Annotated in this window: 18 protein-coding genes; 14 read left to right on the top strand and 4 right to left on the bottom strand. The window is 33.0% G+C overall.

Annotation, left to right across the window (positions count from 1 at the left end; genetic code table 11):
* Positions 1–10: 10 nt before the first annotated feature.
* The 3 genes from LUU93_RS10160 to LUU93_RS10170 all read left to right on the top strand — a co-directional run bounded on the left by LUU93_RS10160 (position 11) and on the right by LUU93_RS10170 (position 6,625).
* Positions 11–1,486 (top strand): RagB/SusD family nutrient uptake outer membrane protein, encoded by a 1,476-nt coding sequence (locus LUU93_RS10160; protein ID WP_232680859.1) that lies wholly within the window; start codon positions 11–13, stop codon positions 1,484–1,486.
* Positions 1,487–1,855: 369 nt separating this feature from the next.
* Positions 1,856–5,110: a SusC/RagA family TonB-linked outer membrane protein gene (locus LUU93_RS10165; RefSeq protein WP_232680862.1), complete on the top strand. Its 3,255-nt coding sequence runs from the start codon at positions 1,856–1,858 to the stop codon at positions 5,108–5,110.
* A 12-nt stretch (positions 5,111–5,122) separates the two neighbouring features.
* On the top strand, positions 5,123–6,625 hold the full coding sequence (locus LUU93_RS10170) for a SusD/RagB family nutrient-binding outer membrane lipoprotein (RefSeq protein ID WP_232680863.1): 1,503 nt from the start codon (positions 5,123–5,125) through the stop codon (positions 6,623–6,625).
* Positions 6,626–6,693: 68 nt separating this feature from the next.
* Here LUU93_RS10170 and LUU93_RS10175 read toward each other — a convergent pair whose 3' ends face one another.
* Positions 6,694–7,599, bottom strand: a complete 906-nt coding sequence (locus tag LUU93_RS10175; RefSeq protein ID WP_232680865.1) for a DUF6607 family protein — start codon at positions 7,597–7,599, stop codon at positions 6,694–6,696.
* A gap of 102 nt (positions 7,600–7,701) precedes the next feature.
* Here LUU93_RS10175 and LUU93_RS10180 point away from each other — a divergent pair, with 102 nt between their 5' ends.
* From LUU93_RS10180 to LUU93_RS10230, 11 genes are all read left to right on the top strand, one after another.
* The gene (locus LUU93_RS10180) at positions 7,702–9,816 is read left to right on the top strand and encodes a TonB-dependent receptor plug domain-containing protein (RefSeq protein WP_232680866.1); all 2,115 of its coding nucleotides are present in this window, start codon (positions 7,702–7,704) and stop codon (positions 9,814–9,816) included.
* 19 nt (positions 9,817–9,835) lie between these two features.
* Positions 9,836–10,921 carry an HmuY family protein gene (locus tag LUU93_RS10185; RefSeq protein ID WP_232680868.1) on the top strand — a complete coding sequence of 362 codons (1,086 nt, stop codon included), beginning with the start codon at positions 9,836–9,838 and terminating at the stop codon, positions 10,919–10,921.
* A 276-nt stretch (positions 10,922–11,197) separates the two neighbouring features.
* Positions 11,198–12,679 (top strand): SGNH/GDSL hydrolase family protein, encoded by a 1,482-nt coding sequence (locus LUU93_RS10190; protein ID WP_232680870.1) that lies wholly within the window; start codon positions 11,198–11,200, stop codon positions 12,677–12,679.
* A gap of 82 nt (positions 12,680–12,761) precedes the next feature.
* The gene (locus LUU93_RS10195) at positions 12,762–14,090 is read left to right on the top strand and encodes a GDSL-type esterase/lipase family protein (protein ID WP_232680872.1); all 1,329 of its coding nucleotides are present in this window, start codon (positions 12,762–12,764) and stop codon (positions 14,088–14,090) included.
* 1 nt (position 14,091) lies between these two features.
* On the top strand, positions 14,092–15,774 hold the full coding sequence (locus tag LUU93_RS10200) for an MBOAT family O-acyltransferase (RefSeq protein WP_232680874.1): 1,683 nt from the start codon (positions 14,092–14,094) through the stop codon (positions 15,772–15,774).
* Between the two features lie 284 nt (positions 15,775–16,058).
* Positions 16,059–17,411 (top strand): signal recognition particle protein, encoded by a 1,353-nt coding sequence (gene ffh / locus LUU93_RS10205; RefSeq protein ID WP_232680875.1) that lies wholly within the window; start codon positions 16,059–16,061, stop codon positions 17,409–17,411.
* Positions 17,412–17,550: 139 nt separating this feature from the next.
* Positions 17,551–18,438: a bifunctional 5,10-methylenetetrahydrofolate dehydrogenase/5,10-methenyltetrahydrofolate cyclohydrolase gene (locus LUU93_RS10210; protein WP_232680876.1), complete on the top strand. Its 888-nt coding sequence runs from the start codon at positions 17,551–17,553 to the stop codon at positions 18,436–18,438.
* Between the two features lie 393 nt (positions 18,439–18,831).
* The gene (locus LUU93_RS10215; protein ID WP_232680878.1) at positions 18,832–19,758 is read left to right on the top strand and encodes a magnesium transporter CorA family protein; all 927 of its coding nucleotides are present in this window, start codon (positions 18,832–18,834) and stop codon (positions 19,756–19,758) included.
* 748 nt (positions 19,759–20,506) lie between these two features.
* On the top strand, positions 20,507–21,121 hold the full coding sequence (locus LUU93_RS10220; RefSeq protein ID WP_232680880.1) for a hypothetical protein: 615 nt from the start codon (positions 20,507–20,509) through the stop codon (positions 21,119–21,121).
* Between the two features lie 4 nt (positions 21,122–21,125).
* A complete protein-coding gene (locus LUU93_RS10225; protein ID WP_053472423.1) occupies positions 21,126–21,416 on the top strand; it encodes a winged helix-turn-helix domain-containing protein in 291 nt (96 codons plus the stop codon).
* Between the two features lie 59 nt (positions 21,417–21,475).
* Positions 21,476–22,864, top strand: coding sequence for a DUF4153 domain-containing protein (locus LUU93_RS10230; RefSeq protein ID WP_232680881.1), 1,389 nt, complete (start codon positions 21,476–21,478; stop codon positions 22,862–22,864).
* A gap of 40 nt (positions 22,865–22,904) precedes the next feature.
* On the opposite strand, the gene rluF is transcribed toward LUU93_RS10230, so the two are convergent.
* The 3 genes from rluF to LUU93_RS10245 all read right to left on the bottom strand — a co-directional run bounded on the left by rluF (position 22,905) and on the right by LUU93_RS10245 (position 25,174).
* Positions 22,905–23,732, bottom strand: a complete 828-nt coding sequence (gene rluF, locus LUU93_RS10235; protein ID WP_232680882.1) for a 23S rRNA pseudouridine(2604) synthase RluF — start codon at positions 23,730–23,732, stop codon at positions 22,905–22,907.
* Between the two features lie 170 nt (positions 23,733–23,902).
* Positions 23,903–24,250: an antibiotic biosynthesis monooxygenase family protein gene (locus LUU93_RS10240; protein WP_232680883.1), complete on the bottom strand. Its 348-nt coding sequence runs from the start codon at positions 24,248–24,250 to the stop codon at positions 23,903–23,905.
* Positions 24,251–24,316: 66 nt separating this feature from the next.
* Positions 24,317–25,174: an alpha/beta fold hydrolase gene (locus LUU93_RS10245; RefSeq protein ID WP_232680884.1), complete on the bottom strand. Its 858-nt coding sequence runs from the start codon at positions 25,172–25,174 to the stop codon at positions 24,317–24,319.
* Positions 25,175–25,208 lie beyond the last annotated feature (34 nt).

The raw sequence follows: 25,208 nt of genomic DNA on the forward strand, positions 1-25,208 counted from the left end.
TTAATATAACATGAAATCAAATTATATAAAACAGGTATTTTTTACAATTTCTGTAATCGCATTTTTCGGATCTTGTTCGGAAGATTTTTTGGATAAAAAACCAACAGAATTTGTTGACTATGATGCTGCAACTAAGACAACTGAAAATTTAATGACGACATTAAATGGTATACACAGGTCTTTATATGTCAGATATGAATCTCAAGGTGAAAATGGTCTTGGAAGTTTAATGCAACAGACTGATATTGCTGGGGAAGATGTGGTTTTTCCAGTTACAAATGGTTGGTTTTTAACCGTATATAACTGGAGTGGTCTGCATAATGAAAATTCTCAAGATATTCGATTTCCTTACAGAACATATTATAGAATAATAAGAAATGCTAATACAATAATTAATGCCGCAGATGTTGCTATCGGATTGACAGCTGATAAAAACATTGTAAAGGGACAAGCTCTATTATATCGCGCATTTTGTCACTTTCAATTGGTGCAATTATATGGTAAACGGTATGTAAATGGGGTAATAAATTCTCAGTTGGGAGTTCCTATTATTCTAACTGTTGGTAATGATAATTTTCCTCGTTCTACTGTAGAAGAAGTATATACCCAAATAAATAAAGATCTTGATGAAGCTAATATTTTGTTATTTGGATATTCAAGGCCTAATAAATCGCATTTAAATTTAAGTGTTGCACAAGGCTTAAAAGCTCGTGTAGCACTGGCTCAAGGGAATTGGGAGATTGCAGCAGAATACGCGAATAAAGCCAGAACTGGATTAAGTTTAATGTCTATTCTAGAATATGGAGAAGGATTTAATGATTTCACAAATAAAGAATGGATGTGGGCTAGCCATATTAGTGAAGTTCAAACGGATTACTTTGGAAATTTTGGAGCATTCATGTCAAGAAATTACAATTCAACAGTTATTCGGTCATGCCCAAAAGCTATAAATAGCAAATTGTATAGTTTAATTCCTGTTACCGATGTAAGATCGACTATTTTTAGCCCAGATGGTAATCATCCTGATTTATCACTTCCAAGCAATTATTCTAAATTTCCATATACTAGTCAGAAATTTTTATCTGTAAGCACTGGAGATAGTAGATGCGACGTCCCATATATGCGCGTTGCTGAGATGTATTTAATTGAAGCAGAGGCTAAAGCAAGATTGGGTCGGCCTGATGCAGCAAAAATACTTTTTGATTTTGAAAAAGCAAGAGATCCAGAGTATAAGTTGTCTACTAATACTGGACAACCCTTGGTGGATGAAATATTGTTGCAAAGAAGAATTGAATTATGGGGAGAAGGATTTAGATTTTTTGATTTAAAAAGAACAAATTCTAATCTTGATAGAACAGGAGCAAACCATGATTCATCGATTATAAATGGAATTTTTATTGTTCCTGCTGAGGATAAAAGATGGCAGTGGCTAATTCCAAGAGTCGAAATAGATGCTAATCCATTAATTGAGCAAAATGAGTTATAATTAAAAATGTAAGAATATACTTGTTTTTATTGTTGTTTATAACTATATTTGCACTGTATATATATAGCAAAAACAAAAAATACGATTAAAATCTTTTCCTTATATTAATTTTTAACTATTTTGAATTAGTAAGCTTTTAGTAGAAATAATAAAAGGATAAACCGTCTAAGTATTTAGGCGGTTTTTTTGTTTAGAGCGGATTTTTAATAAAGCCCTTAATCATTTATTAATGAATATTTAGGTCAGATTAGCTTTAAACTTTATTTGTAGTATTTATTTTATATTTTACTGTGTTAAATAATATATAATTCTTGTTAAAATTGTAAAATTTTAATAAGTTGCGCCCCTTAATCAAAACATAATAAATAAATGAATCAAAAATTAAAAGGGCTTTGGCTGCTTTTTTGCGTATGTGTATTACAAATATCATATGCTCAGGAAAAAAAAATTACAGGAACAGTTTCTGATAATGCAGGAATACCTTTACCAGGTGTTAGTGTATTAGTTAAAGGAACAACATCAGGAGCACAAACAGATTTTGACGGAAAATATGCTATTAAGGCTGAGTCAAATCAAATTCTAATATTTAGTTATATTGGAATGAAAACACAAGAAGTTCCTGCAAATTCTTCGGTTATAAATATAACGCTAAAAGATGAATCGGTAGAGCTTGAAGGAGTGGTTGTTACTACAGCATTAGGTGTTAAGAGAGAGAAAAAATCTTTAGGTTACGCTTCACAACAAATTTCTGGTGCAGACCTTGTGAGTGGAGGTGCAGGAAGTCAAAACGTTTCGAATCTTTTGTCAGGTAAAGCTGCTGGGGTAGAAGTTTCAAGAAACACAAACTTTGGGGGGTCTACGAACGTAGTAATCCGTGGAAATAAATCCTTAACAGGAAATAATCAAGCACTCTGGGTTATTGATGGAGTGCCAGTGGATAATTCCAATAATAATACAGCGAATCAAACTACAGGAAGAGGAGGTTACGATTATGGAAATAGTGTTGCAGACATAAACCAAGAAGATATTGAAAGCATAAATATTCTTAAAGGTGCTGCTGCAACTGCATTATACGGATCAAGAGCTGCAAATGGAGTTGTAATGGTAACGACAAAAAAAGGGAAAAAGGGTGATGATAAAAAAGTTGGATTTACCTTTTCGAGCAGTATGAGTGTGGGTACAGTTGATAAATCGACGTTTCCGACCTATCAAAATAAATATGGAAGCGGATATGGGTTTGGAACTTCTTTCCTTGATGAAAATGCAATCCCTACAGTTGATACTTCAAACGATGCTTCATACGGTGATGCTTTCAATGGAAAACCAGTTTACCAATGGAATTCGGTAACACCTTATTCAGAAAATTATGGAAAAGCTACTCCCTGGAGTGCAGCAGCTAATGGACCAGTCACTTTTTTCCAGACTGCCCAAACTAATACAAATAGTATATCTCTGGAAAAATCAACTGAAAGATCTAATTTGTCGATGTCGTATGTAAATACAATTCAAACAGGAATTTTGCCAAATAGTGAATTGAAGAAAAATCAGCTGAGTGCAAGATTTAGTCAAAAAATTACAGATAAGCTAACGGCAAATGCATATGCAGCAGTTACATTGCAAAATACTGTTGGTAGAAATTCAACTGGTTATAATGATAATATAATGGGAGAATTTAGACAATGGTGGCAAACAAATGTAGACGTTAAGGAATTGAAAAATGTTTATAATGCATCTGGAGGTCAAAATATTACATGGAACTGGGCAGATCCTACTTCTGCGGATTTACAGCCTGCGTATTGGGACAACCCATATTTTACCCGCTACCAAAACTATTCTTCGGATAATAAGACTCGATTATTTAGTTATGCCTCTCTTAATTATGAGATTACAAGTTGGTTAAGTGCACTGGGACGAGTTTCTTTAGATACTTATAAACAACTTCAAGAAGAAAGAAGAGCTGTGGGATCTACTGCTACCGGATTTGGATTGTCACCTGTTGATGAAAAATCTGGTTATCAAAGATATGATATTAATTTTCAGGAAATCAATTATGATTTTATGTTGAACTTTAATAAAAAATTTGGAGATAATATCAGTTTGACAGGAGTATTGGGATCAAATATTAGAAGAGATAAAAGAGATAATGTACTCTCTTCTACAATTGGAGGATTAGTTGAGCCGGGGATGTATGCACTTTCAAATTCCAGGTATGAATTGCCTTTTCCTACAGAAAATGTTGCAGATTGGGGAGTTAATGGAATATATGCCCAAGGTTCTCTAGGATATAAGGATACTTATTTTATAGATGCTTCTGTGAGAAGAGATGTTTCTTCAACACTGCCAAAAGGTAATAACGCATACACATACCCTGCAATATCTGGATCATTACTATTCTCCAATTTAGTAAAAACTAATTGGTTGAACTTAGGAAAATTCAGAGTAAATTATGCAGAAGTTGGTAATGATGCAGAACCACAAAGTTTAGTAAACACTTATACAAGAAGTTCTAATTTTAATGGGGAATCAATGTATACTTTACCAAACACAAATAAAAACCCTAATCTAAAACCAGAACGTACAAAATCATTTGAAGTTGGTCTGGAAACAAGCACTTTTGATAAACGTTTAGGACTTGATATTACCTATTACAAAACAAATACAGTAGATCAAATTGTCTCTACAGCTGTATCATCTTCTTCTGGATTTACTACTGCATGGGTTAATGGAGGAAATATTGAAAATAGTGGATTAGAGATACAGTTGACAGGTACTCCTGTAAAAACAGAAAATTTTAGATGGGATGTAACCGTAAACTGGTCTAATAATAGAAGCAAAGTTGTTTCATTACCGTCAGGAGTTGATAACTTACAAATTGCATCTTTTCAGGGAGGTGTAACGATTAATGCAACCCCTGGAGAAGCTTATGGTACTCTAAAAGGAACAGATTATGTTTACACGAATGGGGAGCGTACAGTAGATCAAAAAACGGGAAAATATCTTATATCCAGTACATCAGATAATGTGATAGGAAATATTACTCCAGATTGGATTGGCGGCATTAGAAATAAGTTTACTTATAAAAATGTATCTATGGGATTCTTAATTGATACTCAAAAAGGTGGAGATATATTCTCTTTAGATATGTATTATGGTCTTGCAAATGGATTATATCCTGAAACTGCCATTGGAAATCAAAGAGAAAATGGTATCGTAAACCAAGGCGTAGGAGTTATAACAAATTCAGATGGCAGTACAACCGTGATTCCAAATACAGTTTCAACTGTAAATACAAACGATACACCTGCTAAAACAGGACCAGGTGCATATTCCAATAATTACGGATACTTGGCACAGCCGGCGAAAGCATTTGTTTATGATGCTTCTTACATAAAATTAAGAGAGGTTTCTATTACTTACACTTTTCCAAAAACAATGTTTGAAGGAACATTTGTAAACGCAGCAACATTAAGTTTGTTAGGATCAAATTTATGGATTATAAGCAAGAATCTACCATATGCAGATCCGGAAAGTGGATTATCATCAGGAAACAAATCCAGAGGTTATTCTGTAGGTTCACTGCCAACTACAAGAGACATTGGGTTCAATCTTACATTCAAATTTTAACATATAAAAAGCATGAAAAAAATAATTTATTTTTTTAGTTTCGTATTACTTGCAAGTTCTTGCAGCGATTTAACGGACTTAAATGAAGATGATAAAAACCCATCAAAAGTACCAGCTTCTTCTTTGTTTACCAGTGCACAAAAAGGTATCGCTGAACAAGTTATTAATACAAGTGTAAACAAAAATATTTTTAGATTAGTTAATCAGCAATGGACAGAAACGACTTATATAGATGAGTCAGTTTATCAGTGGACAACACGAAAGATTTCAGATAACCATTGGGGTGCCTTTTTCTCTGGAACATCTACAAATGATGGATCTATTAATGATTTGATAATGGCTAAATCGTATGTTGAAGACGAAGTTATAATTGCTTCTGATCCTAATTTTTCGTCTAAGACAATTATTAAAAATAATAGACTTGCAATGATAGACATTCTTACTGTTTATTCATATCAAATTCTAGTAGATACTTTTGGAGATATACCATATTCTGATGCTCAAAAAGGCGCAGGAAATTATCTGCCTAAATATGATAAAGCTTTAGAAATCTATAAAGATCTAATTAAGCGTCTTGATAACGACATTAAAAATATAAATACTGCTTATGCTGGTTTTGGAACCGCAGATGTAATTTATAGAGATGATTTGTCAAAATGGGTGAAATTTGCAAATAGTATTAAATTAAAGCTAGGGATTAACTTAAAAGCTTCTGGTTTAGAGAGTACAATTGCTGATGAAGCGATTGTCACAGCGGCAAAAGGTACATTTACATCAAATGAAGACAATGCTAAAATTGAATATCAAACAAATGTTCCAAATACAAACCCAATTTATGTTGATTTAGTTTTTTCAGGAAGACATGATTTTGTGCCTGCAAAACCATTCGTAGATGCATTAGTATCAAAAAACGATCCTAGAACAAAAGTCTACTTTGCTCAAAATTTAAAAGATGAGGATGGGAACGCATTGCCATATAAAGGAGGAGTAATTGGAGTTAAAAATAGTTATGGAAAATTTACGCATGTAGGAGATGTAATTCAATTACCTAACTTTAAAGGAACTTATTTAGACTATGCCGAAGTTGAGTTTTTATTAGCAGAAGCTATAGAAAGAGGAATAGCTGTTGATGGAACAGCTGAATCTCATTATACAAATGCTATAAAAGCCTCTATGAGAGATTGGGGAGTATCAGAAAGCGACATAAATACTTATCTGACTCAATCAACTGTAGCATATGCTACGGCAACGGGAACTTGGCAGCAAAAAATTGGGGAGCAGGCATGGTATTCCTTATTTAATAGAGGATTTGAAGGTTGGACATCTACAAGAAGACTTAATTTTCCTGCATTAGTACCTCCATCAAACGCTGATGCAGCTGCTGAAGGTCAAATTCCGTCTAGAATGACCTATCCAATTAGAGAGCAAACATTGAATGCGGTAAATTATAATGCTGCTTCCTCTTCGATAGGTGGGGATAAACTAAAAACAAAATTATTCTGGGATATAGATTAATTTTTAAATTAAAAAAAGCCGGTAACCCTAAAAATTACCGGCTTTTTACAACTAACACAAACCATTTTTTATTTTACAAATTTGTCGATAATGGCATCAGATTCTGCTTTTGCTGCTGTTGGTTTTAAATCAAACAAAAGAGAATAAAGTGCTTTTCTATCAACTTTAGCTTCTAAGTTTAAGTCTTTATGTCTGTCAAAAAGAGTCTGCCATTTATCACGAACATTTTTCCAAAGGGCATTGTTTTCTTTCCACCATTTTTGAGCAGCGACACATTTGATGTCTGGAACTTTAGTATAAACATCAAATCCTTTTTCTTGCGCTAACAAAACATCTTTTCCTGCATCATCACGAATAAGTTTATCATTATCTTGCTCATGGTTCCATCCTGTAGCAGTAATTTGGTGAATGTTTCTTCTTTTTAAAACATTATAATCATTACGTTTTGTCTGCTCTCTTCTTGGAAGTGGAGCATCAGCAACGTTTGCCCAGTAATCTTGTCCGTCAACATGTACCCAAGTCGAAGATCCTTCATATCTTGGGCTGTCATCTACCTGATACACTTTTTGAGTCCACTGTCCTTTAACAGCCTTTTTGTCTAATTTTTTGTATTTCCAAGAAGTTCCTTTATCAAAAGAATATAAGTCTGTGTTTTCAAATAACCAATCTTGTCTCCAGTGTTTGATAATCATATCGTCACTTACAATTAATAAGTGCTGCATAACAATTTTGTTTGGAGTATCTTCTAATAATTCTACCCATTCTAAAGCAGATTCATGTTTAGTTTGTGAAGGTTTGTATGCAGCCGAATCTTTTGCGTATTGAAAAGTTTCTGCAAAGTTGAACTTCACTTCATAACAGCCACACATAGATTTAATTGATTTTATGTCTTGCTGTTTTTTTGCGTCCTGACTGAAACCTAGGCTGCATGTTAAAGCCATAACGGCTGAAAAATAGAGGCTTTTTGTAATCATAACTTAGTTATTAGTTTTAATTTTTGCAAATATATAAAATTTATTTAGAACAATTAAAAATAGTTATATATTTGCATCGATTATTAAGATTGAATAAAAATAATGAAAATAAAATCACCTCTTTTTGCTGTATTAACTTTCTGTCAAATTTCTTTTGCGCAGCAAAAAGATACTATTGCATCTCAAGAAAAACTTTCAGAAGTGGTTGTTACAGGACAGTTTGAGCCACAGTCTATAAAAAAATCGGTATTTAATGTTCGAGTTATATCAAATCAGGATATACAAAATTTAGCAGCCAATAATTTAGGAGATGTTTTAAACCAATATTTAAATATTACAGTAAGACCAAGCAGCACAAGCGGACGTTCTACAGTTTCTTTATTTGGATTAGATGCACAATATTTTAAAATTTTGGTAGATAACATTCCATTGGTTAATGAGGGTGGTCTGGGAAATAATACAGATCTATCACAAATTAACCTTAACGATGTTGATCATATTGAAATTGTTGAAGGTTCAATGGGAGTTAGTTATGGAGCTAACGCTGTAAGCGGTGTTTTAAATATTATAACAAAAAAATCTTCGAAATATAAATGGAATATAAATGCAGCTGTTCAAGAAGAAACGGTTAATAATGAATATTCTCTTTTTGAAAAAGGGCGCCATATCCAATCTTTACGCATTGCACATACATTCAGTAAAAATTGGTTTGTAAGTGTTGGAGCAAATAGAAATGATTTTCAAGGATATTTAGCAGATAAAAACGGAAAAGATTATCTTGAAAATGATACTACGAGAGGTTATAGCTGGCTGCCAAAAGACCAATTAAATGGAAGTGCATTAATATCTTATCACAAGGATAATTTTAGATTTTTCTATAAATTCGAATATTTAGATGAAAATGTAGACTATTATAATAGTACGGTACAATCAAATTATACTCCGGAGCTAGGTTCCTATCGTTATGCCAATGACAAAAGATATTTTACTAATAGATATTTTCACAATTTAAATGTTGCGGGGACATTGTTTTCTCAATTAAATTATAATGTATCTGTTTCTCATCAAAAACAACAGCGTGAAGTAGAAGATTTTGAATATTATTTGTATACTAAAAAAGAAGCCAAAAATATTACTGTAAAAGATCAGTCTATGGAAGTTCTTTCCTCTACTGGAACTTTAAATAATTTTTTCTCTGATAAAAGTGTTGACTTACAATTAGGATATGAGTTTGTAAATAATAATGGTTTTGCATTAGTTCAGGAAGCAAATAATAAGACTTCTTCGGTACATAAAAAGCTCGAAAATTATGATTTTTTCGCATCTTCAGAAATCATGGCTACTGAGCGATTCTCAATTAAACCAGGATTAAGATTTTCAGCACAGTCAAAATTTGAAAATCAATATGCTTCTTCTATCGGACTAAGATATTTATTTGATAAAGGGTTGGAAATTAGAGGGTCTTATGGTACAGGTTTTAGAACACCAAATTTTGAAGAATTATATTCAAAACAAATTTTTGACGGGCATTTCTTTGTTGGAAATGAAAATTTGATACCGGAAACCAGCACTTCTTATGAAGCGAGTGTTAAAAAATTCACTTCATTTTCTTCAGGGGTACAGCTTTCAAATACCATTGCCGGAAGTTACCTAGATGTAAATGACAGAATTGATATGGCGTATGTAAGAGATAATCCGGATACAGGAAGTCCGGAATATCAATATATAAACATTAGTAAATATAGAATGTGGAATTTTTCTGCAACGAACCAGTTAAAAATAGATAACCTGACAATTAATATTGGTGCCGCATTTATAGGCGTTTCACAAAAAATTGATAATGCAGTATTTGTTTCAGATGACCAATTTCTGTATTCATTTAATTTAAACGCAAGTGTTTCTTATACAATTCCAAAATGGGAGACAATAATTTCTGGATATTATAAGTATAACGGGAAAACACAACAGTTTGTAGAAGGGAATTCTGCATACATTATATCCGAAATTGATCCAAGCAGCTGGTTAGATGCATCTATTAGACAAAACTTTTTTCAAGATCAGTTTGAAGTAACATTAGGAGCAAGGAACATTTTAGATGTAACCAATGTAAATCAATCTAGAACAAATGAAGGAGCTGGACATGCCTCAGCATCAAATTTACTACTTGCATACGGACGTTCCTACTTTTTAAAATTAGCATATAACCTTAATCTTTAATATAAAAACAGAAATAAAAATGAAAAAATTATTATTACTATCATTCGCGTTCTTATCTCTTGCATCTTGTTCAAGTGATGATGATAATACTCCAGAAGTTGAAATCCCAACGGTTGGAGCAACTTTACAACCAGCAGTAGGTGGACCAAACCAACCAAACCAAGTTTATCTTGATTTAAGTTCTGAAGAATCTAAATCAGTAAATAGAGCTGCTTGGGATTTTGGATTTTCTACAGGTTCTGAATTTAGAGTAGTAATCAATGGGTCTGTTAAAATGGCGGTAAAAAAATTAGCAACTTCTGATATTACATTACCTCAGGAAAGTGATTCTGATGTAGCAGTTGGGGCAGGAACTACAGCAGCATCAAATGGATATGTTGATAATCCAACTGGAGTTTTAGCAGGCGCAGGCGCAGGAATTGGAACTGCAATTGCAGAGATTTCTGCTACAGATGCAGACAATAAAGTTTATTTAGTAAATCTAGGATTTGCAGTTTCTACGACTCAACCTGCAATAGGTTCAGTTAGTGTAGATGGAGATGCAAGAGGATGGAAAAAAGTTAGAATTTTGAGAAGCGGAAATGGATATAAAATTCAATATGCTGATTTAGCTTCTGCTACTTTTACTGAAAAAGTTATTACTAAAGATGCTGATTTTAACTTCACATTTTTTAGTTTAACAACAGGAAATACAGTTTCTGTTGAGCCTCAAAAAGCAAAATGGGATTTAAATTTTACGGTATTTACTAACTATTTAAATGCAGGAACTGAAGTTACTTACGGATATTCTGATTTTATCACAACAAATGCAAAAGCTGGAACTCAAGCTTACCAAGTTTTAGTTGCTGATGGTGTTACTTATGCAGATTTTACAAAAGCTAAAGTTGTAGAAGCTAATTTTACAGTTTCTGCTACAGATCAAAGAATGATTGGTGCTAACTGGAGAAGTGGTGGTGGACCAAACACTTTGCCAAGTATCAGAACAGATCGTTTTTATGTTGTGAAGGATGCTGCTGGAAATTATTATAAAGTTAAATTCCTAGGAATGACAAATGCTGCAGGAGAAAGAGGATATCCAACTTTGGAATACGCTATCTTAAAATAATTCATAATGAAGAATCTAAAAAATATAAAGATTATTTCATTCTAATTTTAGGATGCTTTAGCATCAAAAATTTAGTTAATCATTAGCTTTGTTTTTTTTATTTTTTTTTTTTTTTTGATTTAGAGGTTAGATTTATCTAACCTCTTTTTTTTATTTCTTTATTATTATAAATGAATGTTTAATTCTATCTTTGTCTGCATTTATATATTAAGAATTAACAGGAATTTTACATATTCTTTAATTTTTGTAGTTCTTTTCTTAAATTTAATTTATTAAGTGAATACTAAGTCATATTTCTTTCAGTCTTTTGCAATCGTAGCATTAGCATTTGTTGCTTTTATTGGTTTTAAACAGATCTTACCAGATAAAATTTTTTCTGATAGTAAAATAGATTCCAAAAATGTACTTATAGACAGCTTGCTTTTGGAATCGGTAGCTAAAGATTCATTGTCGCTAAAAAGTGACAGCATCGAAGAAAGCGAGCGTAGATTAGGCCAGCAGAAAATTGTTTACGATGCCTCTGAAGGAATCGAATTTCCATCAGAAACCTTCGATAACTACAAAGGATATCAATACCTGATTTCCTTTTACGAAAAATTATATCAACTGGAACAGAATCCGCAAAGGCATGTTAGAATTGCTTATTACGGAGATTCTATGACCGATGGAGATTTAATTGTTCAGGATGTGCGTAACAATTATCAGGATCGTTTTGGCGGAAACGGAGTTGGTTTCGTATCCATAACTTCAGAATCTGCAGCCTCAAGAGGTTCGGTTAAAGCTACCTATTCTAAAAACTGGAAAACACAATCGTACCTAAATGTAAAAAGACCGGCAAGCCCTTTTGGTGTAAACGGGCATGTGTTTTTTGCAAATGATCAGACAAACCCAACCTGGGTTCAATATGAAGCTGGGCTTCCAAAGCATACAACTACTTTAGATAATCCAACCTTATTTTACGGAAGATCGTCTAAAAGAGGAAACGTAAATTTCATTATCGGAAAAGATACATTGAAAAAAAGCCTTTCTCCAAACAACTTGGTAAATACCTTAAAAGTTACTTCGGGAAGTATAAAAGCTTTCAAAGCTAACTTTATTCATGCCGATTCAATCCCGATTTACGGATTTAATTTTGATAACGGCATTGGTGTTCACGTTGATAATTTCTCTCAAAGAGGAAATTCAGGACTGCCAATTTCTATGTTTGATGCCAGTGTAATGCAGGCTTTTGATAATAACCTCAAATACGATTTAATTGTACTTCATTACGGAACTAACGTTTTGAATTACGGAACCAAAAACTATTTCTGGTATGAAAAAGGAATGACAAAAACTGTAAACAAAATAAAAGAATCATTTCCGGGAGTCTCTATTTTAATTGTTTCAACAGCAGATAAATCGACTAAATACGATTTAGAAATGAAAACAGATTCAGCAGTTGTTCCATTAATGAAAGCACAGAAAAAATACGCTTTAGAAACCGAATCTGGATTTGTGAATTTATATACCTTGATGGGCGGTGACGGATCGATGGTAAAATGGGTTGATGAATCTCCGGCAAAAGCCAATAAAGATTATACACACTTTAACCAAAGAGGCGCAAGAGCAATTGGTAATTTGTTATACAGTCAGTTAAATAACGGATACGAGCAGTATAAAATTTTACGTCAAAAACGTGAAACAAGCGTTAGACCTAAAGCGATTAGAAAACCCAAAGCAGATTCCGTCTCTGTAGAAAAAGATAGCGTAAATGAATAAACTTATTATTTTCTTTTGTTGTCTATTTTTCTCAACAAATGATAAACCGCAAAATCCAGTCTCACCTCCAATAACTAAAAATATGGTTAGTAAAGTCGATTCAACAACTGTTGAATCTTTCAACGGAAATAATATTTATAATGCGAAAGTTTTAGAAAGTTTTTTTAAGAAATTAAAAGACAATGAAAGCAACAATAATCAAAAAATAAATATTGTTCATATTGGAGATTCTCACATTCAGGGAGATTTAATGACCAATGAAATCAGGAAAAATCTGCAAAGAAAATTCGGTAATGCCGGCCGCGGATTAGTTTTTCCGTATCAACTGGCTAAAACAAACGGATCATATAACGAGCGTTTTCGCTGCAACAGAGTTTGGGAAACATATCGAAACATTTATCCGGTTAGAAATTATCCTGTTGGTTTAAGCGGTATCGGACTTTGGAGAGATTCTGGCGGATTTGTTTTAGAACTGAATATTAAAGATCCGTCGTATAAGTTTAATTCAATAAAAATAATAACTCCCAAAAATGAAGATATGTTTGATTTGTCAACAGCATCTCAAACAAAATTTATTGAAACAGCAGAACCTAAAATAATTAAGCATAAAATTAAAAAAGGAGAAGCCATCTCTGTAATTGCTGATAAATATAATGTTTCAATTGCTGAGATAAAAAGAGCGAATTCGCTAAAATCAAATAACATTCGTGCAGGAAGAATATTGAAAATTCCAACAAACGAAACGCAGTCAAGAAATATAAAAACATCTGAATATGTTTCTTTAAACATGGAATCTGACTCGTATTCGCACTATTATAATTCAGAAAAAGCTTTAGATAAAATTTATTTGATTCCGAATAAAAAAGCTTCAAAATTTGAACTAAACGGAATTGTTTTAGAAAAAGACTCACCGGGATTAATCTACAGCGGCATTGGAGTAAACGGAGCAAAATATTCAGATTATAATAAATATCCGTTGTTTTTTGAGCAGTTAAAAGCTTTACATCCGGATATGCTGGTGTTTTCTCTCGGAACAAATGAAAGTTACGAGAAATTAGAATCGGGAAATTATATAAAGCAATTAAGAGAGTTTATAAGCAATATAAAAGCGCAGAATATAAATGTTCCGATAATTGTAATGACGCCGCCGCCATCGCTGCTTAGAAAAAGACCAAATACATTCATTCAAAATTACACAAAACAAATTATCGAGATCGCGCAGACAGATGGTTTTGCAGTTTGGGATTTATACGATGAATTTGGAGGAATGGAAGGAATTCGAAATCTAAAATCGGCAAAATTAATTGGCCCGGATTGGGTTCATTATTCTAAAAAAGGATACGAAAAACAAGGGAATTTGTTTTCAGAGGCATTTTTAAAAGCATACGATAATTTTAAATTAAAGAAGTAAGTTGATAACAATAGATAACATCAATAATTGGTTCATTCAAGATTTTGGTGCAATTACAATAGAACAAGTTAAAAGCTGGTTTATTTATAATCCAGACGAAAAACTATTATTTAATACAGGTTTATTCTTAGGATTATTTCTGGTTTTTTATTTTGTGTACGGCTTTTTACGCAAAACATTTTATTTAAGATTAACGTACGTTATTCTCTTCTCGCTTTTCTTTTATTACAAGTCAAGCGGAATTTACTTTTTACTGTTACTACTTTCTTCAGTTGTAGATTATGGCTTGAGCCAGATTATCTATAAAGAAACAAAAGTCGCTGCCAAGAAAATATATCTTGTAATTAGTGTAATCCTGAATTTGGGATTATTAGGATATTTCAAATACATGAATTTTATGATTGGAACATACAACGATATGTTCAATGGACATTTTAAATTTCATGATATTTTTCTTCCAGTCGGGATTTCGTTCTACACTTTTCAATCGATGAGTTACATTATCGAAATTTATCGTGAAGAAATTAAACCTACTAAAAATTACATTGAATATTTGTTTTTTGTTTCGTTTTTTCCGCAGTTAGTTGCCGGACCAATCGTGCGTGCAAAAGATTTTTTACCGCAGATTTACCAAAAATTAAACTTGACAAAACAAGATGTAAACAACGCCTTGTTTTTGATTATTGGCGGATTAATTAAGAAAACAGTAATTTCAAATTACATTTCAGTAAACTTTGTTGACCGTGTTTTTGATACGCCATTGACTTATACTTCGTTCGAAAATTTAATGGCCTCTTACGGATATGCCATCCAGATTTATTGCGACTTTTCAGGATATTCAGATATGGCAATTGGAATCGCTTTGTTGCTAGGATTCAAATTACCAGCCAACTTTAGAACGCCATATAAATCAACCTCGATTACCGATTTTTGGAGAAGATGGCACATTTCACTTTCGACCTGGTTAAAAGATTTCTTATACATTTCGATAGGAGGAAACAGAGAAGGTTCATTTGCCGGATTTTTATTCCCAAGTTTATTCTTCTTCGGATTATTGCTTTGGGGAATTACAAGTTACAATACCAGTATAATTCCGTTGATTGTTGCGTTTGGTTCCATTTTGCTTTTTTGTTTATCATTTCTGTTTTCAAGTAAAAGAAAGCAAACCTTAGTAACCAATTTTAACCTTTTTACCACAATGCTTTTAGGCGGATTGTGGCACGGAGCCGGAGCGCAATTTATAGTTTGGGGAGCTTTACATGGATTAGCTTTAGCGGTTCACAAAATTTTCCTTGAATTCTTTCCTTCTAAAAAAGATGGGAAAAGTAATTTCTTATGGAGATTCTTTTCAATCTTAATAACATTCCATTTTGTAGTTTTCTGCTGGATTTTCTTTCGTGCAAGAGATTTCGAAACAGCCTTGCAGGTAATAAATAATATTGGTCAGTTAACTTTCGAGCCGCAAAACTGGAAAGCCATAGTTTTAGGATATAAAAATGTGTTCCTATTAATGTTATTCGGATATGTTTGGCATTTCTTACCAGAAGTTATCACAGACAAAATGAAATTGGTTTTTGATAATACACCATTACTAATAAAAGCAATAATTCTGGGCTTCGTTTACTGGATCGTTTACGCAACAGCAGTAGCCGGCTCACAACCGTTTATCTATTTCCAATTTTAATTTAGAAGGTTCAGAGGAACAAAGTTACAAAGGCGCAAAGGTTTTTTCTTTTGCGCTTTTTTTTCTCGCAGATTTAGTAGATATAGCTGATTTTTTCATATTCTATCTAAAAAATAATCTGCCGATCTGCTAAATCTGCGAAAAAGAAAAAATTGGTACCTTGACAAGAAAAAACAAAATAAACTTTGTGTCTTTGTGCCTTCGTGGCAAAAAATTGCACACAAATAAAAATTGCCTGAAATATCTAATTAGATTATCTTTGCACTTCAAATAAAGAAAATAGTATGTTTGATAATTTAAGTGAAAAGTTAGATAAAGCGTTCCATATATTAAAAGGACACGGTAAAATTACAGAAGTAAACGTTGCCGATACCTTAAAAGAAGTTCGTCGTGCCTTACTTGATGCCGACGTTAACTTTAAAATTGCTAAAGATTTTACAACCAAAGTAAAAGAAAAAGCAATTGGTCAGGACGTTTTAACAACGCTTCAGCCAGGACAATTATTGGTGAAGCTGGTAAAAGATGAGCTGACAGAATTAATGGGAGGTGATGTTGCCGGGGTTAATTTATCTGGAAATCCAAGCGTTATATTAATGTCTGGACTTCAAGGTTCTGGTAAAACTACTTTCTCAGGAAAATTAGCCAACTTCTTAAAAACGAAAAAAAATAAAAAACCACTTCTTGTAGCGTGTGATATCTACCGTCCTGCGGCGATCAATCAGCTTCACGTTGTTGGAGATCAAATAGGTGTTGAGGTTTACTCAGAACCAGAAAATAAAAATCCTGTAGAGATTGCTCAAAACGCAATCAAACACGCAAAAGCAAACGGATTCAATGTAGTTATTGTCGATACTGCAGGACGTTTAGCAGTCGATCAGGAAATGATGGACGAAATTGCGCGTGTACACAAAGCAATTCAGCCTCAGGAAACATTGTTCGTTGTCGACTCTATGACAGGACAAGACGCTGTAAACACAGCAAAAGCTTTTAACGATATCCTGAATTTTGATGGAGTTATCTTAACGAAATTAGATGGTGATACTCGTGGTGGAGCAGCAATCTCGATCAAATCGGTTGTAAACAAACCAATCAAATTTGTAGGTACAGGGGAGAAGATGGAAGCAATTGATGTTTTCTATCCAGATCGTATGGCTGAGCGTATTTTAGGTATGGGAGACGTTGTGTCGCTTGTAGAAAGAGCTCAGGAACAATTTGATGAAGAAGAAGCAAGAAAACTTCAAAAGAAAATCGCTAAAAACGAATTCGGTTTTGACGACTTCCTAACGCAGATTCAGCAAGTAAAGAAAATGGGTAATATGAAAGACTTGGTAGGAATGATACCAGGAGCTTCAAAAGCCATGAAAGATGTAGAAATAGAAGATGATGCTTTTAAACATATTGAAGCAATCATTCACTCCATGACACCAGGAGAAAGAAGCAAACCAGCCATTATCGACGTAAAAAGAAAAGCCAGAATTGCAAAAGGTTCCGGAACGAAAGTCGAGCAGGTAAATCAGTTAATGAAGCAGTTTGACCAAATGAGCAAGATGATGAAGATGATGCAGGGGCCAGGCGGAAAAAACCTGATGAAAATGATGGGAGGCATGAAAGGAATGCCAGGAGGAATGCCGAGATAATAAAATTAAAAGTTTCAAGTTTCAGGTTTCAAGTTAAGAAGCCAAAACTTGAAACTTTTTTAATTACATAATATTTAAGTTTCACAAATAACGTGAAACCTGAAACTTGAAACAAAAAGATAAACCTGAAACAAAACAAATGCAGCTACTAGACGGTAAAAAAACATCTAACGACATTAAAAACGAAATTGCAGCCGAAGTTCAATCCATAAAAGCAGCCGGAGGAAAAGTACCTCATTTAGCAGCCGTTTTAGTTGGAACAAACGGAGCAAGTTTAACTTACGTAGGAAGTAAAGTAAAATCATGCCAGGAAATCGGATTTGATTCAACTTTAGTAAGTCTGCCGGAAACAATTACCGAAGATGAACTGCTTGCTAAAATTAAAGAGTTAAATGAAGATGATAACCTAGACGGATATATCGTACAGCTCCCTTTACCGAAACATATCGACGAGCAAAAAATCCTATTAGCAATCGATCCTGATAAAGATGTAGATGGATTTCACCCGACTAACTTTGGAAGAATGGCACTTGAAATGGAAAGTTTTATTCCGGCAACACCATTTGGAATTATGGAATTGTTAGAACGCTACAAAGTAGAAACTTCAGGAAAACATACCGTAGTAATTGGAAGAAGCCACATCGTAGGCCGACCAATGAGTATTTTAATGAGCCGCAAAGGAAACCCGGGAGATTCGACAGTTACTCTAACTCACAGCCGTACTAAAGACTTAGCCGAGTTTACTAAAAATGCCGATATTATTATTACAGCTTTAGGAGTTCCGGAATTCTTAAAAGCTGATATGGTAAAAGAAGGAGTAACAATTATCGACGTTGGAATTACTCGCGTAGATGACGCATCAAACCCAAAAGGATACGTTATCAAAGGTGATGTTGATTTTGACGGAGTAAGTAAAAAAGCATCATTTATTACACCAGTTCCTGGTGGAGTAGGGCCAATGACAATTGCAATGCTGCTTAAAAATACACTTTTAGCACGTAAAATGAGAAGCCAGAAAAACAAGTAATTTGTTTCTAATATAATTTATAAAGCCTGTTCAATTTGAACAGGCTTTTTTGTACTATACAACTGAAAATTTTCTAACACATAGAAACATAGATTTAAGTCTATAAAAGAATACAAAAGAGAAGCAAATTTCTCTCACATAGCTGGCTCTAACTATGTTTGCTTAGAAAAAATGAAATGCCTTTTTACACTTATAATATCTATGTTTCTATGTGTTTAAAAACCATTTTAATATTTAATTAATACTTTAAAGTTTTGGTTCTTAAAAATAAAGGATACTTTTGCCACACTTAAAAAACACTTCTCCAAATGGACGATTATTATTCGTTAGTATTAAATTAAAAGCAGCTTTTGAAATCTTTCAAAATGCTGCGCTAAACCCCTGTATTTTGAAATGAAAGCCTTTTACACAAATGACAACGGATTACTAGAAATACCAAAATGGACTCCAAACTGCTGGATAAACATTGAAGATCCATCAGAAACAGAAAAAAAATATTTACTAGAAGAACTTCAAATTCCCGAAGCTTTTTACAATGATATTGAAGATATTGACGAAAGACCCCGTATAGAAATTGAAGACGGCTGGACGCTTATCATCATGCGCGTTCCTATAAAAAGTAACGATATTAAACTCCCTTTTCAAACCATTCCGCTAGGCGTAATTTTTAAAAATGATGTCTGCGTAACCATAACTTTTTACAAAACAGAAATCATATATGATTTTATGTTGTATTCCCGACGCAAAAATATTCAGGTTAAAGACAATTTCGACTGGGTTTTGAGACTGCTTCTTTCATCAAGCGTTTGGTATTTGAAATACTTAAAACAAGTCAATCAAAAGATAAAACTGGCAGAGGATAATTTAGAAAAGTCAATTAAAAATGAAGAACTACAAGCATTGCTTCAAATCGAAAAATGTTTGGTATTCTTTATTACCTCATTAAAAGCAAACGATGTTTTGTTTCAACGCATTAAAAACCTAAAAGCGTATAAAGCAAATTACGATTCAGATTTACTGGAAGATGTTGAAATCGAATTAAGCCAGGCACAAGACACCGCTAATATTTACAGCAACATCTTAACCGGAATGATGGATGCCTACGCTTCGGTAATTTCAAACAACATGAATAACATCATGAAGCAGATGACTTCAATTTCGATCATCTTAATGATTCCGACCTTAATCGCCAGTTTGTACGGAATGAACGTGCCAAATGGTCTGGAAGAAAGTAAATACGGAATCTGGATTCTGCTGTTAGTCTCCGTTATCTTATCAACTTTCGGAGTCTTTTTATTCAAAAGAAGAAGATGGTTTTAAATTGAAATTTTATAATAATGTAAAAGCCTGTTCATTACGAATAGGCTTTTTTGTTTTTATACTTTGGGCGTGACCGTCCCGATATAAGAAGGCCAATATACTTTATGTAAATAGGCCTTCTTATATCGGGACGGTCGGGCTATCCGCGCTACTTCGGTAGCCAGCTCCTATCCCTCACGCACACTCAGGTAAAAACAAATCCCGTTCCTGCAAGGTTTCCAAAACCTTGTAGGTATAATTTCAGGATCAATTAAATGTGTAGTCCCTATGGGCAATGTCATTAAGTTAAGAAGAAATCTATAAAATTACTTAACAGTTTAATTAAGAAAGTCATTAGAAAAATCAGTTTTTATCAGCGTTTTCGCTTTAGCGAATCAGTAAAATCAGCGTCTAATTGTGATGCGGATAAAACAGATTTACTTCGTAAAAACGCTGATAAACACGGATTTGATTTGCAATAATTTTATTTTCTAAAAGCTTAACTTAATGATATTGCCCTACAGGACAAAATTCGTGACATATGTTTTTATCTACCGATATTTAATCTCTCCTAGATACTCCGTTAGGAGTTATATATCGGTAGCATAATATTTATATCCCCGTGATAAAATATCCCGTAGGGATTACACATTTCATACCTACGCAACGCAATTCATTTTTACACTTACAAATAATTAAAATAAAAATGCATTTTTTTATTTGTTAATTCAAAATAAATAATAACTTTGTAATGCAAAGTACTTTAATTATGAATCAAAAGCACCAAGAAGATTTAGCACATATTCGTTCCATGATGGAACGTTCTTCAAGATTTATATCGTTAAGCGGACTTTCAGGAGTTTTCGCGGGACTTTCGGCATTGATAGGCGGATTATATGTCTATCAGCTTTTTAAAGTAAATGGCATAGAATATTTTACGGATGAACATATAATATTATCCGGAAGCTTAGTTTCAGAATTAATCTGGATTGGGGTAATAATTTTAGTTTGCGCATTTGTATTTGGAACTTTTTTTACTGTTAGAAAAAGCAAAAAATACAATTTGCCAATTTGGACCTCTGCCACAAAAAATATGTTGTTTAATCTGGCAGTTCCACTGGCAGCAGGAGGAATATTTTGTTTAGCATTAATATACCACGGATATTACGGTTTAGTAGCACCGTCTACTTTATTATTTTATGGACTAGCCGTTATCAATGCTGAAAAATATACATTTTCAGATATAAAATATCTAGGCTTTTCTGAGCTTTTGTTAGGATGTATTTCGCTTTTTTATATTGGATATAGTTTACTATTTTGGATCTTAGGATTTGGTATCCTGCATATCGCATATGGATTGGTGATGTTCAAAAAATACAAATAACCCAATGGGAATTATTGATAAACTAAATAAAGATTTTGAAAGCCGTGTCAGATTGGGTATAATGTCCGTTCTGATGGTTAACGACTGGGTAGATTTTACCGAGATGAAAACGCTTTTAAATATCACCGATGGTAATTTAGCAAGTCATTCTTCAGCATTGGAGAAATCTGAATACATCGAAGTTAAGAAAGAATTTGTTGGTAAAAAACCAAAAACATCTTATCAGGTAACGCCGCTAGGCCGCGCAGCGTTTAAAGAACACCTTTCTTATCTCGAAAAATTAATGAAATCCTAATAACTATATTTTTTTACCTAAAAACTTTGAATTACAAAGTACTTTTAAAAATTAAAATCATGAAAAAACATCAAATTATTCTAGCTTGTACAGCGGTTTTTATACTGCTTTTTTACAATGAATCTGTGGGAATCAACATTTCTATTTTTGGAGTGATACTTACTCTGTTAATTAGTTATTTCTTTCAGGAAAAGTTTGTAAACAGATCACATCTTGTTCTTGTTATGACCTCTATTTTGTCTTGTTTCGCCTTTGCGTGGTATGGAGACGCTGCATCATTTTTTGCTTTAGCATTATCAATTTTGTTTTTGCAATTTAAAACACAGGATGGAGAACTTAAAATCATTCAGATTTTCCCCTTAATATTCCTAAACGGAATCACTACAATAGGGCGTATTTTTATATTTAGCCAATGGCTTCCTGAACGAAAAATTCACAATGATTTTGCTAAAAAAATAGTAGCGTTTGTAATTATTCCGGTAATATTTCTTGGATTATTTTTTATCGTTTACTCATTCGGAAGCAATCATTTCTCTTCATTGTTTACTGATTATACATTAGATATTAATCTGCCTCAATTAATAGCTATGTGCATTTTAGGATTTTATATCTCATTCAGTTTTTGGAATTATTGGGTTCCGGATATTTCTTATCAGTTCAATCCAAAACTAAACAATGAATTCACGAATATTTCTGAAGTAAAAAATCAAAGTACATTCTCATTCTTAGACTTGGATTTTGAAAGAAAAAGCGGGGTGATCACATTATTTATGTTGAATATTATGCTTCTAATCTTCATTGGAACATATAATTACGAGCAATTTTTTGAAGTAGTCGAAAAAACAAACCTAAGTGCAGATACGCACGAACGAGTAAATGCAGTTATATTTTCAATCTTAATGGCAGTTGGCGTAATCTTATTTTACTTTAAAGGTGGATTCAATTTTGATGAAAAAGCCACAACATTAAAAAAACTGGCAAAAACATGGATTGTATTAAATGTAGTTTTAATTGTAAGTGCCATAGTTAAAAACTCAGAATATGTTTCTTTTTACGGTTTAACATACAAACGTCTCGGAGTTTATGCTTTTTTAATTTTAGCCATTATCGGTTTAGTTTATTCTTTCTTAAAAATAACGAAACAAAAAACAAATGCCTATCTTTTCAATCAAATGGTTTGGTATTTCTATGCAACAATATTGATATGCAGTTATGTAAATTGGGGAAATTTAGTAACCAGTTATAATATTTCGGTAAATAAAGGAGTAGAACCAGTATTTTTAAGCGGATTAAACTTTAATGATGATGCCAGAAGAGACTATTTTTCAAAAAATAATCTAAGCGGAGGTTATGATGAAGGTATAAGAGAAGAATTAATTTCAAATTATCAAAATGCAGGTTTTTTATCTAAGGCTTTGTATTATGAATTTTTAGATAATAAGAAATAAATTTAAAAGTCCCATTTGAAATTTCAAATGGGACTTTTATTTAATTGTTGTCACCTCTTTTTTTAAATCGGGGATCGTGTTTAGAAATAAACGTTGTTCTTCGATTAGTACTTTGACTTGGAGCCTCAACTTTAGGAAGACTAGCTTCTTCTGTTTTACTCGAAGGCTCAATTAACTGATTTAATTCTTTAATTTCAGCATCGGTTAAATCGCGGTAACGACCAACCGGAATATCCAAAGAAATATTAATAATTCGGATACGTTTAAGAGCCGTAACTTCATAACCCAAATATTCAGACATTCTTCTAATCTGACGGTTTAAACCTTGGGTCAGAATTATTTTAAAAGTGTATTTACTGATTTGTTCTACTTTACATTTTTTGGTAACAGTATCCAAAATCGGGACACCATTTCCCATTCGTTGAATAAAACGATCTGTAATAGGTTTGTTTACGGTAACCGTATATTCTTTTTCGTGATTGTTTCTGGCGCGTAAAATCTTATTTACGATATCACCGTCATTCGTCATAAAAATTAATCCTTCACTCGCTTTATCCAATCTTCCAATTGGGAAAATACGTTTCGGATAATTGATATAATCCACAATATTATTTCGAACTTCAAGATTGGTGGTGCATTCGATTCCAACCGGTTTGTTGAAAGCCAAATAAATCATTTTTTCGTGCTTTTCCACGATTAATTTTCCGTCTATGCGTACTTCATCATCTGGCGAAACTTTAGTTCCCATTTCCGGCACAGCGCCATTTATTGTTACACGCCCTTCTTCAATCAATTTATCGGCTTCACGACGGGAACAATAACCCGTTTCACCAATAAATTTATTAAGACGTTTAAGATTTTCTTCCATACTGCAAAAGTAGCTAAAATTTAGGACTTCTTAGATTGTTAGACTTCTTAGAATTTAAGATTTTCAAAAGCTTATACCAAAAAAGAAACTTAGGGCCTTAGCAACTCAGAACCTCAGAATCTATAAAAAAAACCTTTGTCACTTTGAACCTCTGCACCTTTGAACCTTTTCTAAGAATCATGAAAAATCGAACTATCCTCAGGAGTTTCTTTTCTTTCAAACATTCCATAATCACGAACAACAGTTGCAATTCGTAAATGATAATCTTTAAAAACCTCATTTCGGCCTTTTGCCTGCGCAGCTCGATGTATTTCAAGATTTCTCCATTGCTGAATACTTTCTTCATCTTTCCAAAAAGATAATGACAAAACTTTTGAAGGATCAGAAAAACTCTGAAATCGCTCAATAGAAATAAAACCTTCAATATGGTCTAATTCAGGACGCAGACTTGCAGCGATATCAAGATATTCTTCTTTTTTTCCTTCATTAGGAATAACTTCAAAAATTACTGCGATCATTTTGATTTTTGATTTTAGAATTCAGATTTTAGATTTTTGGAAAAACTTTGTCCCTTTGAACCTCTGTTACTTTGTTCCTTCAAAAAGAAACTCAATCACTTTTTGATACAATTCATCATCATGCATCCCGTGGCCTAAGCCTTTGGTTTCAATAAACTGACTGTTTTTCCAGTTGCTGGCTATTTTTTTTCCTTCGGCGAAAGCCACAATTTTATCAGAAGTATCATGCGCAATGAAACCAGGAATAGTAAATTGAGATGCAAATTTTTGTCCTGAAAAATCTTCCAGTTTAAAGTTGAAGCGATTTATGAATTTGCTTTCTAAAAGAGTTAACATTTTGCTGTTTAGACTCAGCATTGAAATGTAATTATCAATCAAAGTTTTTAAATCAGACGGAGCGCCAAGAATAACCATTTTATTAATGCTCGTATTCGGAAATAAATACTGATGATAAACGCAGGCTGCACCGCCAATAGAATGTCCAATAATAATTTCTGGCTGATATTTTTCTACGGCTTTATTGATGAATTCGGCATAAAGCGGAACATTAAATTCTTTTCCGCTGCTTTGACCGTGGGCGGGCGCATCAATTGCAATAATAGTACTTCCTGATTTTTGTAGATGAGGTAATGTTTTTTTCCAGCGTGAAGCATTACTTTCCCAACCGTGAACCAATAAAATTTTGGTTTCATTTCCTTTCCAGATATAGGTTTGAAAATGATGTTCGTTATGATGGAAAATTTCTGATTCTGTATTTCTTAAAACTTTTGGAAGTGTTTCTTTTTTTAATCTCCCAATTCTTGGCTGACTAAAAAGAGCATAAGAAAGTTCCATAGCTTTTTGCGGGCGCACATAACTCAAAAAGTTAATATAAGATCCAACTGATTTTAATGTAATAAAACGAATGCCTTTTTTAATTCCCAAAACTTAAATTTTTTCTAAAGGTAAAAAATGTTTT

Source organism: Flavobacterium soyae (genome assembly GCF_021245985.1).
GTDB classification, from domain to species: domain Bacteria; phylum Bacteroidota; class Bacteroidia; order Flavobacteriales; family Flavobacteriaceae; genus Flavobacterium; species Flavobacterium soyae.

Coding starts and splice junctions, on each gene's coding strand:
- LUU93_RS10160 (WP_232680859.1), top strand. CDS start 11: ATGAAATCAAATTATATAAAACAGGTATTTTTTACAATTTCTGTAATC.
- LUU93_RS10165 (WP_232680862.1), top strand. CDS start 1,856: ATGAATCAAAAATTAAAAGGGCTTTGGCTGCTTTTTTGCGTATGTGTA.
- LUU93_RS10170 (WP_232680863.1), top strand. CDS start 5,123: ATGAAAAAAATAATTTATTTTTTTAGTTTCGTATTACTTGCAAGTTCT.
- LUU93_RS10175 (WP_232680865.1), bottom strand. CDS start 7,599: ATGATTACAAAAAGCCTCTATTTTTCAGCCGTTATGGCTTTAACATGC.
- LUU93_RS10180 (WP_232680866.1), top strand. CDS start 7,702: ATGAAAATAAAATCACCTCTTTTTGCTGTATTAACTTTCTGTCAAATT.
- LUU93_RS10185 (WP_232680868.1), top strand. CDS start 9,836: ATGAAAAAATTATTATTACTATCATTCGCGTTCTTATCTCTTGCATCT.
- LUU93_RS10195 (WP_232680872.1), top strand. CDS start 12,762: ATGGTTAGTAAAGTCGATTCAACAACTGTTGAATCTTTCAACGGAAAT.
- ffh (WP_232680875.1), top strand. CDS start 16,059: ATGTTTGATAATTTAAGTGAAAAGTTAGATAAAGCGTTCCATATATTA.
- LUU93_RS10210 (WP_232680876.1), top strand. CDS start 17,551: ATGCAGCTACTAGACGGTAAAAAAACATCTAACGACATTAAAAACGAA.
- LUU93_RS10215 (WP_232680878.1), top strand. CDS start 18,832: ATGAAAGCCTTTTACACAAATGACAACGGATTACTAGAAATACCAAAA.
- LUU93_RS10220 (WP_232680880.1), top strand. CDS start 20,507: ATGAATCAAAAGCACCAAGAAGATTTAGCACATATTCGTTCCATGATG.
- LUU93_RS10225 (WP_053472423.1), top strand. CDS start 21,126: ATGGGAATTATTGATAAACTAAATAAAGATTTTGAAAGCCGTGTCAGA.
- LUU93_RS10230 (WP_232680881.1), top strand. CDS start 21,476: ATGAAAAAACATCAAATTATTCTAGCTTGTACAGCGGTTTTTATACTG.
- rluF (WP_232680882.1), bottom strand. CDS start 23,732: ATGGAAGAAAATCTTAAACGTCTTAATAAATTTATTGGTGAAACGGGT.
- LUU93_RS10240 (WP_232680883.1), bottom strand. CDS start 24,250: ATGATCGCAGTAATTTTTGAAGTTATTCCTAATGAAGGAAAAAAAGAA.